A 15,348-nucleotide genomic window follows, 5' to 3' on the forward strand; every position below is an offset into this window, starting at 1 on the left:
GGGAACAATACAAGTACGTGAACGGGTAGATTAAAAGCACATGATTATTCGTTTAGCTTCGATTACGTATACAAAGGAAGGAAGACAAACGGAGAGTATATTTATACAAAAATACGTTTTGACGTATCTATTCCATTTTCCATCCTCAACAAACGAATAAAATTAATTTTAAAATATCCCTTGATTTTTAGAGAAACGTCTGATAGTGTAATACCTGTGATTTTGGAAAGTTGATTTATCAATATGAATTGGAGCTTTCCAGCAGATAATTTTTGACCACTTCTACCAAGGAGTTAAGGCCATACGGACAGCCGGGTCAAATGCCGATTGGCAACTTCTGTTGCCTTATTGATTGAGTTCAAAGCTCAAATTTTATAAGTTGGTTACTTTACAACCAGTGCATCTGCACATCAACTTGTGAAACGGTCAATAAGAGTGGTAAAGGCGAATTATTTGCTATATAGACTCTGATCCAATATTGATATACATGAAGGAGCTTTCCGCCGAAGGAGTTCTTGTGGACTTTTTTGGTCATGGAGTCTTCACGTCTTTTTTATGATGTATATCGACAAGCAAGTGTGATGGTGTGCGCAAATGCGACATTTTTCACCTTGCTTTTTTTATTGTATCCGGAGCGGGTGGACGTTGCATAATGAAACAATACAACTGCGAACGTCTTGGAATTTTATGAAAAAACAAAAAACCTAATTATGGGGATAGGAGAATGAGAAAATGGGAAAAGCACTAATCATCGGCGCCGGCGGCGTGGCTTCTGTAGCAGTACACAAATGCGTTCAAAACAGCGAGGTTTTTGAAGAAATCTGTATCGCAAGCCGTACGAAATCCAAATGCGACGATTTGAAAGCAAAGCTGGATGGCGGCAAAACTAAAATCTCGACTGCTCAAGTAGACGCTGACAACGTGGATGAACTGATCGCTTTGATCAATGAGTTCCAACCAGATATCGTCATGAACCTTGCACTGCCATACCAGGATCTGACGATCATGGATGCGTGCCTGGCTACAAAAACACACTACATGGATACAGCAAACTATGAGCCGGAAGATACGGCGAAATTCGAATACAGCTGGCAGTGGGATTACAAAGAGCGTTTTGAAAAAGCAGGCATCACTGCGCTGCTGGGCAGCGGATTCGATCCGGGAGTAACAGGTGTATTCTCTGCATACGCATTGAAGCACTATTTTGACGAAATCGAATATATTGATATCCTCGACTGCAACGGCGGCGATCACGGTTATCCGTTTGCTACCAACTTCAACCCGGAGATCAACATTCGTGAAGTTTCTGCGAACGGCAGATACTGGGAGAACGGTGAATGGATCGAAACAAAACCGATGGAAATCAAACGTGTCTATGACTTCAAAGAAGTGGGCGAAAAAGACATGTACCTGTTGTATCACGAAGAGCTGGAGTCTCTCGCGAAAAACATCCCTGGCTTGAAACGTATCCGTTTCTTCATGACATTTGGTCAAAGCTACCTGACTCACCTGAAAGCTCTGGAAAACGTAGGCATGACTTCGATCGAGCCAATCGAATTCGAAGGCAAACAAATCATTCCTTTGCAGTTCCTGAAAGCTGTTCTGCCTGATCCGGCGTCCCTTGGACCTCGTACTGTAGGTAAAACAAACATCGGTTGTATCTTCAAAGGTAAAAAAGATGGTCAAGACAAAACGTACTATGTGTACAACATCTGTGACCATCAGGAGTGCTACAAAGAAGTTGGCTCCCAAGCCATCTCTTACACTACAGGTGTTCCGGCAATGATCGGCGCAGCGATGGTGATGACAGGCAAATGGAACAAACCAGGCGTATACAACGTGGAAGAGTTCAACCCGGATCCGTTCATGGAAGAACTGAACAAATGGGGCCTTCCTTGGGTAGAAGACTTCAATCCGGTTCTGGTTGATGCACTTCCGGAAGAGTCCAAAGCAAAAGAATCGGAGCTTGTTCGCTAAGATGCAGTTTGAACAGCTGCCTACGCCTTGTTTTGTTGTTGATGAAGCTTTGATTGAGAGAAACTTGAAAATCCTGAACGGTGTAATGCAGCGTACAGGTGCGAAAATTGTACTTGCACAGAAGGCATTTTCCATGACAGCTATGTATCCGCTGATTGGAGAATACTTGAGCGGTGCGACCGCAAGTGGTTTGTATGAAGCACGTCTCGGACATGAAGAGATGGGCAAGGAAAATCATGTTTTTGCTCCGGCTTTTCGTGAGGAGGAGATGGATGAGATTGTTTCGATCTGTGATCACATCATTTTCAACTCCTTTTCACAGCTGGCGAAATTCAAGGATAAAGCACTGCAAGCTGGCTGTAAGGTTGGTTTGCGTGTGAACCCGGAATGCTCCACGCAGGAAGGACACGAGATCTATGATCCGTGTTCTCCAGGTTCACGCTTCGGCGCCAAGCAGGAGGATTTCCGTGCAGAGCTGCTGGAAGGCGTATCTGGACTGCATTTCCACACTCTGTGCCAGCAAAACTCGGACGATCTGGAAACAACGCTGAATGCTGTTGTTGAAAAGTTCGGACAGTGGCTGCCGCAGATGGAATGGATTAACTTTGGCGGGGGACATCATATTACCCGTGAAGATTACGACATTCCAAGACTGGAAGCATGCATTAAACGGATGCAAAATGATTACGGCTTGGAAGTATATCTGGAGCCGGGAGAAGCAGTTGCCCTCAATGCAGGCTATCTGGTGACTTCCGTTCTGGACTTCCACAAGAACGGTATGGATATCGCCATTTTGGATACTTCTGCTACTTGCCATATGCCGGATGTGCTTGAGATGCCATATCGTCCGCCGTTGATCGGTTCAGGTGAAGCGGGTGAGAAGCCTCATCTGTATCGTCTTGGCGGCCAAACATGTCTGTCTGGTGACGTCATTGGCGACTACTCCTTCGATGAGCCTTTGAAAGAAGGCGACCGTCTTGTATTTGAAGACATGGCGATCTACTCCATGGTTAAAACAAATACGTTCAACGGCATGCCACTGCCAGCGATTGCGGTGAAACGCAAAGACGGCGATTGCGAAGTCGTTCGTGAATTCGGATATCAGGATTTCAAAATGCGCTTGGCTTAAAAAAGAGAGCTGCTCCAGGGTCACATCTGATGTGATCAGGAACAGCTCTTTTCGCGTATTTTCCCGGTTCCACTGCTCATTTGGCACGGCTTCGGGTTCATTTATATTGCGGTCAGTATAGTTAGCTGTACTATTTGAATTAATGCTGTGAATCGACAGGCTTGCTGGCTGCTCTTGCGGCATAAGGAAAGATCGGATCTTTCAGTTCAAAATCATAGGTTAAACCGTTCACAAGACCTACAACATATTCGCTATCGTAGAGGTCCAGCAAAAATCCAGCCATCTGCTCCGCAGTATGGAACTTGGGTACACGGCCTTCATATTCAAACTGATCCAGATCAAAGGCACGTTCGGCAAACTCGGTCTCTGTGGCAGCAGGGGCAAGCACTTTGGCTTGCATCGGTACATTTTTGCTTTTCAATTCTTGTGCCAAGCCTTCTGTAAATGCACTTACATAAAATTTGGTTGCACAGTATGTTACCGCATCCGCGACGATGGTATACCCGCCTCCTGAAGAGATGTTAATAATCTGGGTACCTGGAACCGCGGCATAATCTCGAACATACAGGGTGGAGAGGATCGTAAGAGCTTCAATATTAAGATGAAGCATTTGTTCAATTTTGGGCAGATGCTGCTCGCCAACGGAAGCAAAATTGCCAAAGCCCGCGTTGTTAATCCACGTTTCAATGGAATAATCCTTCAAGCTTTCATAGAAGGCATGTACTTCTGTGGCAATGGACAGATCCACGGTACGGATTACAACATCCAGCTGCGGATGAAGTTCAGCTATTTTATTTTTTAACGAATTCAATGCTTCTGTTCTGCGGGCAGCGAGAATTAAATGTTTGCCTCGTGCTGCAAAAGCAAGAGCGGCTTCATATCCAATGCCTGAGCTGGCGCCTGTAATGACCGTATATTTCATGTGAATTCCTCCTGGGATCATTTCAATCTATATTGTGGGATGACCACGAATTGATTATACTGATTAGAGTTTACTCTAAGTCAAGCACTCAGCTGAAGGAGGTGAAAATAACAATGCATACCATCGGAGAAGTTGCCGAGATGTTAGGCATTAGCGCACATACGCTGCGTTATTATGAGAAGGAACAGATCATCATCCCGCTGCGTGATTCCAGTGGAGACAGACGATATAACGAGTCACATCTGAAATGGCTCCAGTTTGTCATCAAATTAAAGGAAACACAGATGCCGATTGCGGTAATCAAGCAGTATGCTTCATTATTTCAGCAAGGTGAGCATACCGCCGTTGAGCGGCTGAAGCTGCTGGAGGACCACAAAAAGTCAGTGGAACAGCAGATGAATACACTCCATGCGGCGAATGAAATGCTGGAACTTAAAATTATAGCATATCGCTCATTGATCGGGAAATAATGTAAGGAGGTCAAATAATGCGATGAGCAGACTAACCTGGGTTTTGCAATGACCTTCTATTGCCAAATGTGTGATTTTTGTTATAGACTATTTTTTATGTTTATTGATTATTTAGCTGTTTATCGTTCACCAAGGGGGAAAAGGAATGCATCAACACAAAGCGCACAAGTCAAACCAGCTTAAAATCCTCTCCAAGGCTCTGCTCATCATTATCGGAGGATTCATCACAGCGTATGGCCTGGAGGCCATACTGATTCCAAACAAGGTATCCGATGGTGGTGTTACGGGTCTGAGTATCGTCGGCTCGAATTTGTTCGGATTACCGCTTGGATTATTGATCGGACTATTAAACATTCCGTTTGTATGGCTCGGATACAAGCAAATTGGTAAAAGTTTTGCGCTGTACTCCGTGATTGGTATTGCATCACTTGCCATCAGCGCCAGTCTCATGCACCATGTGCCGACGATTATTGAAGGGGACACACTGCTGGTTACGGTTGTGGGCGGTATCATTATCGGTTTTGGTATGGGTCTCGCACTGCGTAATGGCGGAGCACTGGATGGGATCGATATGCTGGCCGTGTTGTTATCCCGTAAGCTGCCCTTCGGAACGAGTGACCTGATTTTGTTCCTGAACATGTTTGTATTTATCGTCGTTTCAACCGTATTTGGCTTGCAAGGTGCTATTTTGTCTGGACTGGCATACTTTATTGCTTCCAAAGTAATACATATCGTCGAGGAAGGTTTGAGCGGTTCCAAGACGTTCAAAATCATTACGACTCAACCTGAAATTATGGTGGAGACCATTCGTGACCGGCTTGGACGGGGAGCAACGTATACGGATGCGTATGGCGGTTATTCCAACGAGCAGTTCAAGGAAATCACCTGTGTCATCAACCGGATGGAAGAAAGTAAAATCAAGGATATCATTAACGAGATTGACCCTGCAGCCTTTGTTGTTGTCTACGACGTAGCCGAAGTGAAGGGCGGAAATTTCAAGAAGAAGGACATTCACTAAGAACAAGCGTTGATAAGAGTAACCCTCTTGTCGGCGCTTTTTCTTATTTTTTTAAAACTAGAATCAATCAGTCAACCAATTAATAACCAGCCAAGCGTTAATCTTCTGTAAAAACTGTAGCAAAGCTGCTATCTACACCTTCGATATACAGAGGGATAGCGTAAACTTTCGTAAAGTGGGAAAGGTCTTGATTCAGATTGAGATCTTCAATGACAAGAATGTACTTGCCATCGACCCGGTCTTTGCCCAAAATCGTTTGATGGAAAGCAATGGCTTCGTCTGGATGATTCGCTGCACCAGCGGATATCATATCAATACCAATGGCACGCAAGGATTCAAATATCATCAGATAACGTGCTGCGGAGGATGATAGGCCCGGATTGTGATTAGCGTACCGTTCAGGATCAGATGAGCGAATTTTGCCAAAACCCGTTCGAATAAGCAGCAGATCCGCTCCAGCGATTTGATGTTCAAAAGGCTGTAGATCAGCTTTGGTGATCAACTCATCATCACTTTTGGGAATATCAATAATGACAGGGTGGGTAAAAATAAAATCGTCAATCGCAATCTCACTGATTTTCTTGCCTTGAGGATTAAAGTGCCATGGGGCATCAATATGTGTTCCGTTATGATTAAGGCTTGTGATGACAAACTGGTTATACGGATCACCTTGAGCGATACTGGCTTGCTGCTGTATAACGACTGGAGGATTATCTTTGTATACCGGCGTGTTCACACCTAGCGGATAAGACAAGAGAAGACGCTTCATTTTTGGCGTTAACTCCTTTCCTGACGCATTGACTTGGATTACTTGCATAAGTAAGGCTTCGGTATGGAAAACTTGAGTATATAAGTTGAACTTATTGGTTTGCATAAAAACGGAGAGGACAGAAAAAACCTGAAGAAGCGAAGCGGTCGCCTTTATCACCGGATTTTCCCTTTCAGAAAAGGGAATCAAAAAAAATCTGGGGATAACAGCGATTGGAAGGTTATTCTGTCATCGAAGTCCCGTGCAAACCTTCTTTAGTTCAATTTATATAGTGAAGAAATACATGACATTTCAATAAGGAGGTTAGCGAGATGACAAAGCAGGACCCGCAGGAACTTTTGAAGCAGAAGCACGAACAGGACGAGCACAAAAGACAATTCACCAATTTCTCCCGCAACGTATCCGGTCATAGTGAGATGGAAGCAGGGCAGGAATTCAGTCAGGATCATGTGACGGATGACCAGAACCGTATGAAATCGGTTGAGAATAGACGAGCTTATCCAAATTAGTGTGCAAATACGATGGTAGGGTTATAAGCTGGTCCAGTTATGGATCAGCTTTTTGCCATTAGAATTGCAATACTTCACCTAACGAAATTAACATTTAATCAAGCTGGTCAACAGGTTAAAAAGGTCGTATAGTAGTATATGTTAAACGGAAGAGAAGTATATTTCGCTAAGTGCTCTTGATGGGCACAAACCAAACAATTTTACATATAAGGATGGGGAAATATGGACTTTACACCGGTTGCTTCATTAATTGATCGCTTAACATCATGGAGAGTCCCATGGGCAGAAGTGCTTGTTATGCATCATAACGAAATCGTTTTCCAGTATCGGAACGGATTCGAAAATGTGGAGGAGAAGACGCCCATTCGGGAGAATGCGATCTTTAATCTGTACTCCATGACCAAGATCATGACTTGTGTGGCTGCACTGCAGCTGGTTGAAAAAGGGTATATCCTTTTACTCGACCCACTGTCTCAGTATTTACCTGAATTTGCAGAAATGCAGGTGAAGAAGGCACTGCCCAATGGCGAAGTTTACTATGAGAAAGCGGCCAGACCGATTACGGTACGTGATCTGTTTACGATGACTGCGGGCTTTTCATATGATATCCATGCGCCAAGTATCAAGGAAGCGGTGGAACGTACCCACGGAACACTGCCTACACGGGAGTTTGCGAGAGCTTTGGCGAAAGAACCACTGATGTTTGAGCCAGGTACACACTGGAATTACAGCATGTGTCATGATGTGCTTGGCGCGCTGGTGGAAGTGGTAAGTGGTAAACGATTCGGCACATATTTGCAGGATGAGATTATTCAACCGCTCGGCATGTATGACACCACTTTTGATCTGAAGGAAGAACAGCGGTCTCGCTTGATTCCGCAATACCTTTTCGATGAACAGCAAGATAAAGCGGTACGAATGGATGGCAATGGCTTCCGTGTAGGTACAGAACTGGATAGTGGCGGTGCGGGATTGTTTTCCACCGTTAACGATTACGCCAAGTTCTTGAATGCACTGACCGGATTTGGCACAAGTCCGGAAGGTATTCGCATATTGTCCCGGGCTTCCGTGGAGTTGATGAGAACCGATCATCTGAACGACATGACACGGCCAGATTTTTCATGGGATCATATGTATGGTTACGGTTATGGTCTCGGGGTTCGTACACATATCTCCAAAGCAGGCAGTGGTTCATTAAGTCCAATTGGGGAGTTTGGATGGGCTGGAGCGGCTGGCTGCATGGCTATTATAGACCCGGATTCCGGGCTGACGGTGATGTATGCGCAGCATCTGCTGAACAGCCAGGAGCATTATGTGCATCGTCGGTTGCGTAATGCAGTGTATTCTTGTCTTTGATGTCAAAGAACCTTCTACAGGATTCCTGTAAAAGGTTCTTTTTTTGTGAGCGCCCGGTGATTTTATTTATGGAACAGTCGTATGAGTGATGATATTTCTTCTATGGTTTCTTGTTGTCCATTTTTGATCCACGTCATCCAAATTTCAAAAACACCGGCACTCATAAAGTGAATCCAATAATTTCGTTTTGCACCTGTCCAGTTTGGAAAGGGAATGAGCTCATCATAAAATTGAGTAATATGGTTCTTGAAAATTTGATAAAGTAACCCTGTGTACTCACTCTCAATGGACATTTTTATGTCATTGGAAATGACCAGAAAAAACTTGGTCAAATCTTTTATTTTTTGTTCGTTATTCTTTTTGTGAGCAAGTTTATTGAATATATCAGCAAATTTAGGCTCGTAGTACTCCACTAATACCTGTTCGAGGTTTTCATAATTTCTATAGAATGCCATTCGACTGACACCGGCTTTTTTTACGAGTTCTGAAATGGTTAATTGTGATATTTTTTTCTTTTTTAGTAGCTCCAGCAATGCAATCGTAATCCATTCTCTAGTGTCTTTTTTTATAATTTGTGCGTGATCCGTTGCTGCCATTACAAATCCTCCAATCTGTCACATATGCTTGATACTTGCTTGCGTTTGATAATGCCTGATCTTATTATAGGGTAAAACATGTTACAAGTGTAACGTCAATTGAAGGGAGTTTTTATGGTGGAAGACCCTAACAAATCTTTAGTGCTGGTAACCGGAGGTTCAGGATTTATCGCTGTTCATATAATCTTAAAATTACTGGAGGAGAAGTATCGTGTCCGGGCCACCCTTCGTACAATGAGCAGACAAGATGAAGTAAAAGCCATGATCATATCGGGCGGGGCGACAAATCTTGAGAATTTGTCATTTGTTCAAGCAGATTTAACTTCTGATAATAACTGGGATAGTGCTGTTGAAGGGGCGGATTATGTCATTCATGTGGCATCTCCAACACCCAATAAAATATATAAAGATGAAAATGAAATGATTGGGCCGGCACGTGATGGTGTTTTACGAGTGTTGAGAGCCGCACGTAATGCAGGGGTTAAACGCGTTGTTCTAACTTCTGCTTTCGGAGCAATCGGTGTGGGACATAAGCATCACACAGGGCCATACACCGAAGAAGATTGGTCCAATATAGACGCAAAAATTCATCCCTATCAAAAATCCAAGACAATCGCTGAATTAGCTGCCTGGGAATTTATTAAAATGGAAGGGGATGGTTTGGAATTAGCAACCGTAAATCCTGTTGGTGTGATGGGGCCAATTCTAGGAAATGATTATTCCCATTCAAATGATATTGTTCGTCAGATGTTAGAAGGTAAACTAAAGTCTGTCCCCAAAATTTATTCAGATTATGTGGATGTTCGAGATGTTGCAGAGCTGCATATCTTGGCGATGGTTCATCCCGAAGCAAGTGGAGAGCGATTTATAGCTTCTAGTGCAGAAAACCTCTCAACCTTGGAAGTTGCTAATATATTGCGAGAAAATTTAGGGCATGATGCCTTAAAAGCTCCAAAGAGAGAGGTCCCAAATTATATTGTTCGTGTTATGGCAATTTTCAATCCTAAATTAAGAATGATTGCAACACTCTTGGGAAAAGATATGTCAACGAGTAACCAAAAAGCCAGACGTATTCTTGGTTGGACACCACGTTCGGCAGAAGAGGCAATTATAGCAACTGGAAAAAGTATGATGAAAGTCATCAAAGGTCAGATGAAGTAACAAAAATAAAAAGCTAAGATCAACGGCCATAGAGTAGCATATTAAAATTTTTACTGATACGAAACATCATTTTATTCACGTAACGTTCCCAATGAACGGTCAATACGTACCCGGTTCACCAGATAAATACCTACGGACACCAACACTAACGCGACCAGATTTTTCATTTCCCAGATGGTTTCACCCAGAAATAGTGCAGACAACAGTGCGCCAAAGATGGGAATCAGGAAGTTATACACGGATACCTTGCCGACCTTGTTGTATTTCAGCAGCACATTCCATAAACAGAAGGCTACAGAAGATAACAACGCCAGATACACGAGATTCATCGTGGATTCCCATGTGAAATGAGTAACCCGACCGCCTAACGAGAGCCCGAGCAGGGTTAGCACCAATCCGCCTACCAGCAGGCTCACACCTGTAATCATCATAACATCAATAGCCGCTGTTAAACGCTTCGCGTAGATGGCTGTAATCGAAAATACCAGCGCTGCCATAATGATGAATCCCTCTCCAGTAAAAGAGAATGAGAACGTAAGCAGGTCTGCATGAAAGTTGACGATAATAACGCCGATGAATCCGAGCACACAGCCAATAACTTTGTTGCGGCTCAGCTTGTCGTTTTTATAAATGAAATGCGCCAGTACAACACTGAAAAACGTCGTGGTTGCGTTCATGATGGAGCCTTTGACACCAGTTGTATTCGCGACGCCTACATAGAAAAACATATATTGCAGTCCCGTCTGCAGCACGCCGAGTATACTCAAACTTGCCCATTCACGTCCGCTAAGCTTCAACCTGCGTCTAAAACCGACACGATATAATAGCAGGAGCAATATACCCGCCAGGCTGAAACGATAACCGGCAAAAACGTATTTTGAAGCAATATCAGCAGGCAGAATATGAAATGCAACGTATCCGAGCTTGATGGAAGGGTAGGCACTTCCCCATAACAGGCAGCACAGAGCGGCAATTAACATAACGATGATGGGATCGCTGAATCTGCTCCGCGGTTGTTCCAACTCTCTATGGTCTGCGTTCGCTGCGTCAGTCCGTTCGTTCGCAAGAGGGATATTAGCCGCTTTTCCTGTAGAACTTTCGACTTTTGCCGAGCTCTCGATTGTTACTGTTCTTTCTGTTCTTTCGATCACACTTAATCTTCTCCTCGCTTATTGTACAGAACGATATGTATGTATAAAACAAAATATCATGCCTTATAGACCATATCATAAAATGCAGCGTTTGTGTTGGGAGAAAACAGGGTAAGGGAGCATTCATCATCCCGGCTTGCAATGAGAGCGTATGCTTCGTAAAAATGGAGTTGGGACTTAATTCCAGTTAGAGAAGGCTTGCTAAACGGCTAAGAATGTGATAATTTATGTCTGTAACCGGTTACACATAAGGAGAACATATTCCATGACAACGATTAAAGATGTAGCGAATCTGGCCGGTGTATCGGTAGCCACTGTGTCCAGAGTAATTAATGACAGAGGTTATGTGCATGCCGACACACGTAAAAAAGTGGAAGATGCGGTAAAAGCACTTCACTTTTCCCCAAACGAAGTAGCACGGTCACTGTATACACGCAAGTCGAAACTGATTGGACTGCTGCTGCCCGACATTGCCAATCCGTACTTTCCCCAGCTCGCACGAGGTGTGGAGGATCGGATGCAGGAGCAGGACTATCGATTGATATTTGGAAATAGTGATGAGGATGAGCGGAAGGAGCAGGATTACATCCAGACGTTCATCCAGAATAACGTGGTGGGTGTGATCTCGTCCACCAATTATCCTCACTCTTCAATATATGAAAAGCTGAAGATTCCCGTCGTATTTCTGGACAGAACTTCACTGGATCGCCCCTCGGTATATGCTGATGGGAGAGAAGGAGGCAGACTGGCCGCAAAGGAAATCATTGAACGGGGCAGCAAGCGCATTACCGTTATGCAGGGGCCTTCACACATTAGACCGGCTCAAGATCGGTTTGAAGGTGCAATTGAAATTATCCGCAAAGCCGGGCTCAACTATGAGATCGTTCAAACCACCTCGTTTTCATTTAATGAGGCGGGAATGTGGGCTGAAGAGCTGTTCAGAGAGTACCCTGATACGGATGGGGTAATTGCCAGTAACGATATTGCGGCAATGGCCGTACTGCATGAAGCTTATCGCATAGGCAAAAACGTACCAGACGATGTGCAGGTCATCGGGTTTGACGATATCCCCATGAGTGGTTTGTTGTCGCCAGCGTTGTCCACGATCCGTCAGCCAGCATATGAGATGGGGCGGGAAGCGGCCGGATTACTTATTCAATTAGTAGAGCAAAATAAGCTGGAGAATAAAAACATACAGTTGCCCGTGTCCTTTATTGAACGGGGAACAACAAGAAAGGTGAGAAATGATGGCTAACATATGTGTAATTGGCAGCAGTTCAATAGATCTGGTGGTGACTTCTTCGAGAAGACCGGGCGCAGGAGAAACTGTGCTTGGTCAGAGCTTCAAAACGGTTCCCGGCGGTAAAGGCGCCAACCAGGCTGTGGCGGCGGCCCGCTTGGGTGCAGAAGTAGTGATGATCGGTCGAGTAGGTGATGATACCTTCGGTACAGATATTTTAGAGAACTTCAAGGCGAATCATGTTAATACAAGCAATGTGAAACCGGTTACACATTGCGAGAGCGGCACGGCTCATATCATATTGGCTGAGGGAGATAATAGCATTGTAGTGGTCGAAGCGGCTAATCGTGAAGTTACACCTGCATATGTTGACGAGGCTGCCGAAGTGATTCGTCATGCCGATATTGTACTGATTCAACAGGAGATTCCAGAAGAAACGGTAATTCATGTCAGCCAATTGTGTGCTGAATACCAGACGCCATTGCTGCTCAACCCGGCTCCAGCACGGGAGGTTCCACAAGAGGTAATCGACAATGCATCCTACATTACACCGAATGAGCATGAGGCTGAAATCTTGTTCAAGGGCATGAAGCCTGCTGAGGCATTACGTCAATATCCGAACAAGCTGTTTATTACGGAAGGCAGCAAGGGTGTCCGCTATTTTGACGGTAATGAAGAGATTCTCGTTCCAACGTATAAAGTCGAAGCCGTAGATACAACCGGAGCTGGCGATACCTTTAATGCAGCATTTGCAGTGGCTTTGGCTGAGGGCAAGTCCATTCAGGACAGTGTGCGTTTTGCCAATCGGGCAGCGTCATTATCCGTAACCAAGTTTGGTGCACAGGGAGGCATGCCGACTCGGGACGAAGTAGAAGCAAGTCTGTAAGAAGAAGCTGAACATAGATTTTTATATAAGTTCCACTATCTCATTTACACTTTAACGGAGAGGACAGAAAAAACCTGAAAAAGCGAAGCGGTCGCCTTTATCACCGGATTTTCCCTTATGGAAAAAAGATCGAAAAAATCCGGGGATAACCGCTACTCTCCAGGTTGTTCTGTCATCGGAGTGGATTATGTAAAATTTTTAGTTCAACTTATACAGTGAAATAAATGTGAATTTGCGAAAAAGATAAAGGGGAACTCGTAATGAAGAAAAACGGCATCCTGAACAGTCATATTTCAAAAATATTATCTGATCTCGGTCACACGGACCGGATTGCCATTGCGGATGCGGGCTTGCCCGTTCCGGATGGTGTGCTCAAGATTGATCTGGCACTCAAGCTCGGTACACCGAGCTTCCGTGAAGTGCTGGACGTCATTGCAGACGACATGGTTACGGAGAGAGTCATTGTAGCCAGCGAGATTCGGGAGGGGAATCCACAAACGCTTGCTTATCTGACAGAGAAGTTTGGTTCAGAGATTATTGATGACAGCTTGGATCATGAACAATTCAAGGCCTTGACCCGGCAGGTAAAGGCGGTTATTCGCACAGGCGAGGCTACGCCGTATGCCAATTGCATTTTACAATCGGGAGTAAATTTCGGTTAAAAGGAGGCACCATAACCATGCACATTCAGATGCATAACATTCATAAAGCGTTTGGCACCAACCAAGTGTTAAGCGGCGTGGATTTTGATCTCAAAGAAGGTGAGGTTCATGCCCTGATGGGGGAGAACGGCGCTGGCAAATCCACGCTCATGAACATTCTGATTGGCCTGCACCAGCGTGATCAAGGAACCATCGAGATTGACGGCAAGGAAACGTATTTTGGCAGTCCAAAGGAAGCTGAGCAGCTTGGCCTTACGTTCATTCATCAGGAGCTGAATGTGTGGCCGGAGATGACGGTGCTGGATAATCTGTTTATCGGCAAGGAGATATTCTCCTCCACGGGATTGCTAAACACCAGACAAATGAAAGCGCTTGCCAGTGAACAGTTTGCCAAATTATCTGTAGATATTCCGCTGGAACGTCCTGCTGGAGAGTGCTCTGTCGGGCAGCAGCAGATGATCGAGATTGCGAAAGCATTGATGACCGATGCAAAAGTGATCATTATGGACGAGCCTACAGCGGCTTTGACGGAGCGAGAGATTCAGAAGCTGTTCGAGGTGATTCGTTCCTTGCAAAAGAACGGTGTCTCCATCGTATATATCTCTCATCGAATGGAGGAAATCTTCACGATCTGTGATCGCATCACCATTATGCGTGATGGTCGAACCGTGGACACCAAAGCCATTCCCGAGACCAACTTTGATGAGGTCGTGCGCAAGATGGTAGGCCGCGAGCTTACGGAGCGTTATCCGGCGCGCAATCCGAAATATGGCGATGTTGTGCTTGAGGTGCGCAACGCAAGCCGGAAGGGTTTGTTTGAAAATGTCAGCTTTGACGTCAAAGCTGGCGAGGTCCTCGGATTTTCCGGACTGATGGGATCGGGGCGTACGGAGATCATGAGAGCTATCTTTGGACTGGATCGGCTGTACAGCGGAGAAATCAAGATCCGCGGGAAAAAAGTAAACATCCGCAAGCCGTCAGATGCGGTGAAGCATGGCATCGGTTTTATTACCGAAGACCGGAAGGATGAAGGGCTGGTGCTCGATTTTTCCATCCGTGAAAATATGGCATTAACGAACTTGTTCAGCTTTTCAAGCAAAGGCTTCATCTCCACTGCCAAGGAACAGGAATTTGTGGACACCCTGATCAAACGGCTTCAGATCAAAACACAATCCTCGGAGACAGCGGCCCGGAACTTGTCCGGGGGGAACCAGCAAAAGGTTGTCATTGCCAAATGGGTAGGTATCGGTCCGAGCGTTCTCATTCTGGACGAGCCTACACGCGGGGTGGACGTTGGTGCGAAGCGTGAAATCTATCAGCTGATGAACGAACTGACGGATCGCGGGGTGGCTATCATTATGGTTTCGTCCGAACTGCCTGAAGTGCTCGGGATGAGCGATCGTATTGCAGTGGTACATGAAGGTCACATTACCGGCGTGCTGCCGAAGGAAGAAGCGACACAGGAACATATTATGACTTTAGCTACAGGAGGACTGTAACAT

At 45.0% G+C, this 15,348-nt stretch carries 15 protein-coding genes; 11 read left to right on the forward strand and 4 right to left on the reverse strand.

Translation table 11 applies throughout. The annotated features are described in order from the left end of the window. The first annotated feature begins 732 nt into the window (after positions 1 to 732). Both HNR77_RS05295 and nspC read left to right on the forward strand, forming a co-directional pair. Positions 733 to 1,977: a saccharopine dehydrogenase family protein gene (locus HNR77_RS05295; protein ID WP_184181484.1), complete on the forward strand. Its 1,245-nt coding sequence runs from the start codon at positions 733 to 735 to the stop codon at positions 1,975 to 1,977. A gap of 1 nt (position 1,978) precedes the next feature. Continuing rightward, entirely contained in the window at positions 1,979 to 3,106 is a 1,128-nt protein-coding gene (gene nspC / locus HNR77_RS05300) for a carboxynorspermidine decarboxylase (RefSeq protein WP_111268865.1), read from the forward strand. A 139-nt stretch (positions 3,107 to 3,245) separates the two neighbouring features. Here the strand turns inward: nspC and HNR77_RS05305 are convergent, their stop codons facing one another. Further along, on the reverse strand, positions 3,246 to 4,028 hold the full coding sequence (locus HNR77_RS05305; RefSeq protein WP_184181486.1) for an SDR family NAD(P)-dependent oxidoreductase: 783 nt from the start codon (positions 4,026 to 4,028) through the stop codon (positions 3,246 to 3,248). Positions 4,029 to 4,141: 113 nt separating this feature from the next. On the opposite strand from HNR77_RS05305, the gene HNR77_RS05310 reads away from it, so the two are divergent. Beyond that, positions 4,142 to 4,498 carry a MerR family transcriptional regulator gene (locus HNR77_RS05310; RefSeq protein ID WP_184181487.1) on the forward strand — a complete coding sequence of 119 codons (357 nt, stop codon included), beginning with the start codon at positions 4,142 to 4,144 and terminating at the stop codon, positions 4,496 to 4,498. A 145-nt stretch (positions 4,499 to 4,643) separates the two neighbouring features. Next, positions 4,644 to 5,516: a YitT family protein gene (locus HNR77_RS05315; RefSeq protein ID WP_145402370.1), complete on the forward strand. Its 873-nt coding sequence runs from the start codon at positions 4,644 to 4,646 to the stop codon at positions 5,514 to 5,516. Positions 5,517 to 5,613: 97 nt separating this feature from the next. On the opposite strand, the gene HNR77_RS05320 is transcribed toward HNR77_RS05315, so the two are convergent. Then, positions 5,614 to 6,285, reverse strand: a complete 672-nt coding sequence (locus HNR77_RS05320; protein WP_184181489.1) for a cyclase family protein — start codon at positions 6,283 to 6,285, stop codon at positions 5,614 to 5,616. Positions 6,286 to 6,596: 311 nt separating this feature from the next. On the opposite strand from HNR77_RS05320, the gene HNR77_RS05325 reads away from it, so the two are divergent. Together HNR77_RS05325 and HNR77_RS05330 are read left to right on the forward strand one after the other, a co-directional pair. After that, positions 6,597 to 6,794 carry a hypothetical protein gene (locus tag HNR77_RS05325; protein ID WP_111268858.1) on the forward strand — a complete coding sequence of 66 codons (198 nt, stop codon included), beginning with the start codon at positions 6,597 to 6,599 and terminating at the stop codon, positions 6,792 to 6,794. A gap of 222 nt (positions 6,795 to 7,016) precedes the next feature. Continuing rightward, positions 7,017 to 8,150, forward strand: coding sequence for a serine hydrolase domain-containing protein (locus HNR77_RS05330; RefSeq protein WP_184181491.1), 1,134 nt, complete (start codon positions 7,017 to 7,019; stop codon positions 8,148 to 8,150). A gap of 62 nt (positions 8,151 to 8,212) precedes the next feature. Here the strand turns inward: HNR77_RS05330 and HNR77_RS05335 are convergent, their stop codons facing one another. Next, on the reverse strand, positions 8,213 to 8,746 hold the full coding sequence (locus HNR77_RS05335) for a TetR/AcrR family transcriptional regulator (RefSeq protein ID WP_184181493.1): 534 nt from the start codon (positions 8,744 to 8,746) through the stop codon (positions 8,213 to 8,215). Between the two features lie 117 nt (positions 8,747 to 8,863). Between HNR77_RS05335 and HNR77_RS05340 the strand changes: the two genes are divergently transcribed. Next, positions 8,864 to 9,907, forward strand: a complete 1,044-nt coding sequence (locus HNR77_RS05340) for an SDR family oxidoreductase (protein WP_221443707.1) — start codon at positions 8,864 to 8,866, stop codon at positions 9,905 to 9,907. A 71-nt stretch (positions 9,908 to 9,978) separates the two neighbouring features. On the opposite strand, the gene HNR77_RS05345 is transcribed toward HNR77_RS05340, so the two are convergent. Then, complete coding sequence (locus HNR77_RS05345) at positions 9,979 to 11,058, reverse strand: DMT family transporter (protein ID WP_311768581.1); 1,080 nt, start codon at positions 11,056 to 11,058, stop codon at positions 9,979 to 9,981. A 265-nt stretch (positions 11,059 to 11,323) separates the two neighbouring features. Here HNR77_RS05345 and HNR77_RS05350 point away from each other — a divergent pair, with 265 nt between their 5' ends. From HNR77_RS05350 to HNR77_RS05365, 4 genes are all read left to right on the forward strand, one after another. Continuing rightward, positions 11,324 to 12,313, forward strand: a complete 990-nt coding sequence (locus tag HNR77_RS05350; protein WP_184181496.1) for a LacI family DNA-binding transcriptional regulator — start codon at positions 11,324 to 11,326, stop codon at positions 12,311 to 12,313. Then, on the forward strand, positions 12,306 to 13,184 hold the full coding sequence (gene rbsK, locus HNR77_RS05355) for a ribokinase (protein ID WP_184181498.1): 879 nt from the start codon (positions 12,306 to 12,308) through the stop codon (positions 13,182 to 13,184). Before HNR77_RS05350 ends, rbsK begins: the two co-directional genes overlap by 8 nt. A gap of 260 nt (positions 13,185 to 13,444) precedes the next feature. Further along, the gene (rbsD, locus tag HNR77_RS05360) at positions 13,445 to 13,846 is read left to right on the forward strand and encodes a D-ribose pyranase (protein WP_184181500.1); all 402 of its coding nucleotides are present in this window, start codon (positions 13,445 to 13,447) and stop codon (positions 13,844 to 13,846) included. A 17-nt stretch (positions 13,847 to 13,863) separates the two neighbouring features. After that, the gene (locus HNR77_RS05365) at positions 13,864 to 15,345 is read left to right on the forward strand and encodes a sugar ABC transporter ATP-binding protein (protein WP_184181502.1); all 1,482 of its coding nucleotides are present in this window, start codon (positions 13,864 to 13,866) and stop codon (positions 15,343 to 15,345) included. Positions 15,346 to 15,348 lie beyond the last annotated feature (3 nt).

This window comes from Paenibacillus sp. JGP012 (assembly GCF_014203995.1).
Taxonomy (GTDB): domain Bacteria; phylum Bacillota; class Bacilli; order Paenibacillales; family Paenibacillaceae; genus Paenibacillus; species Paenibacillus silvae.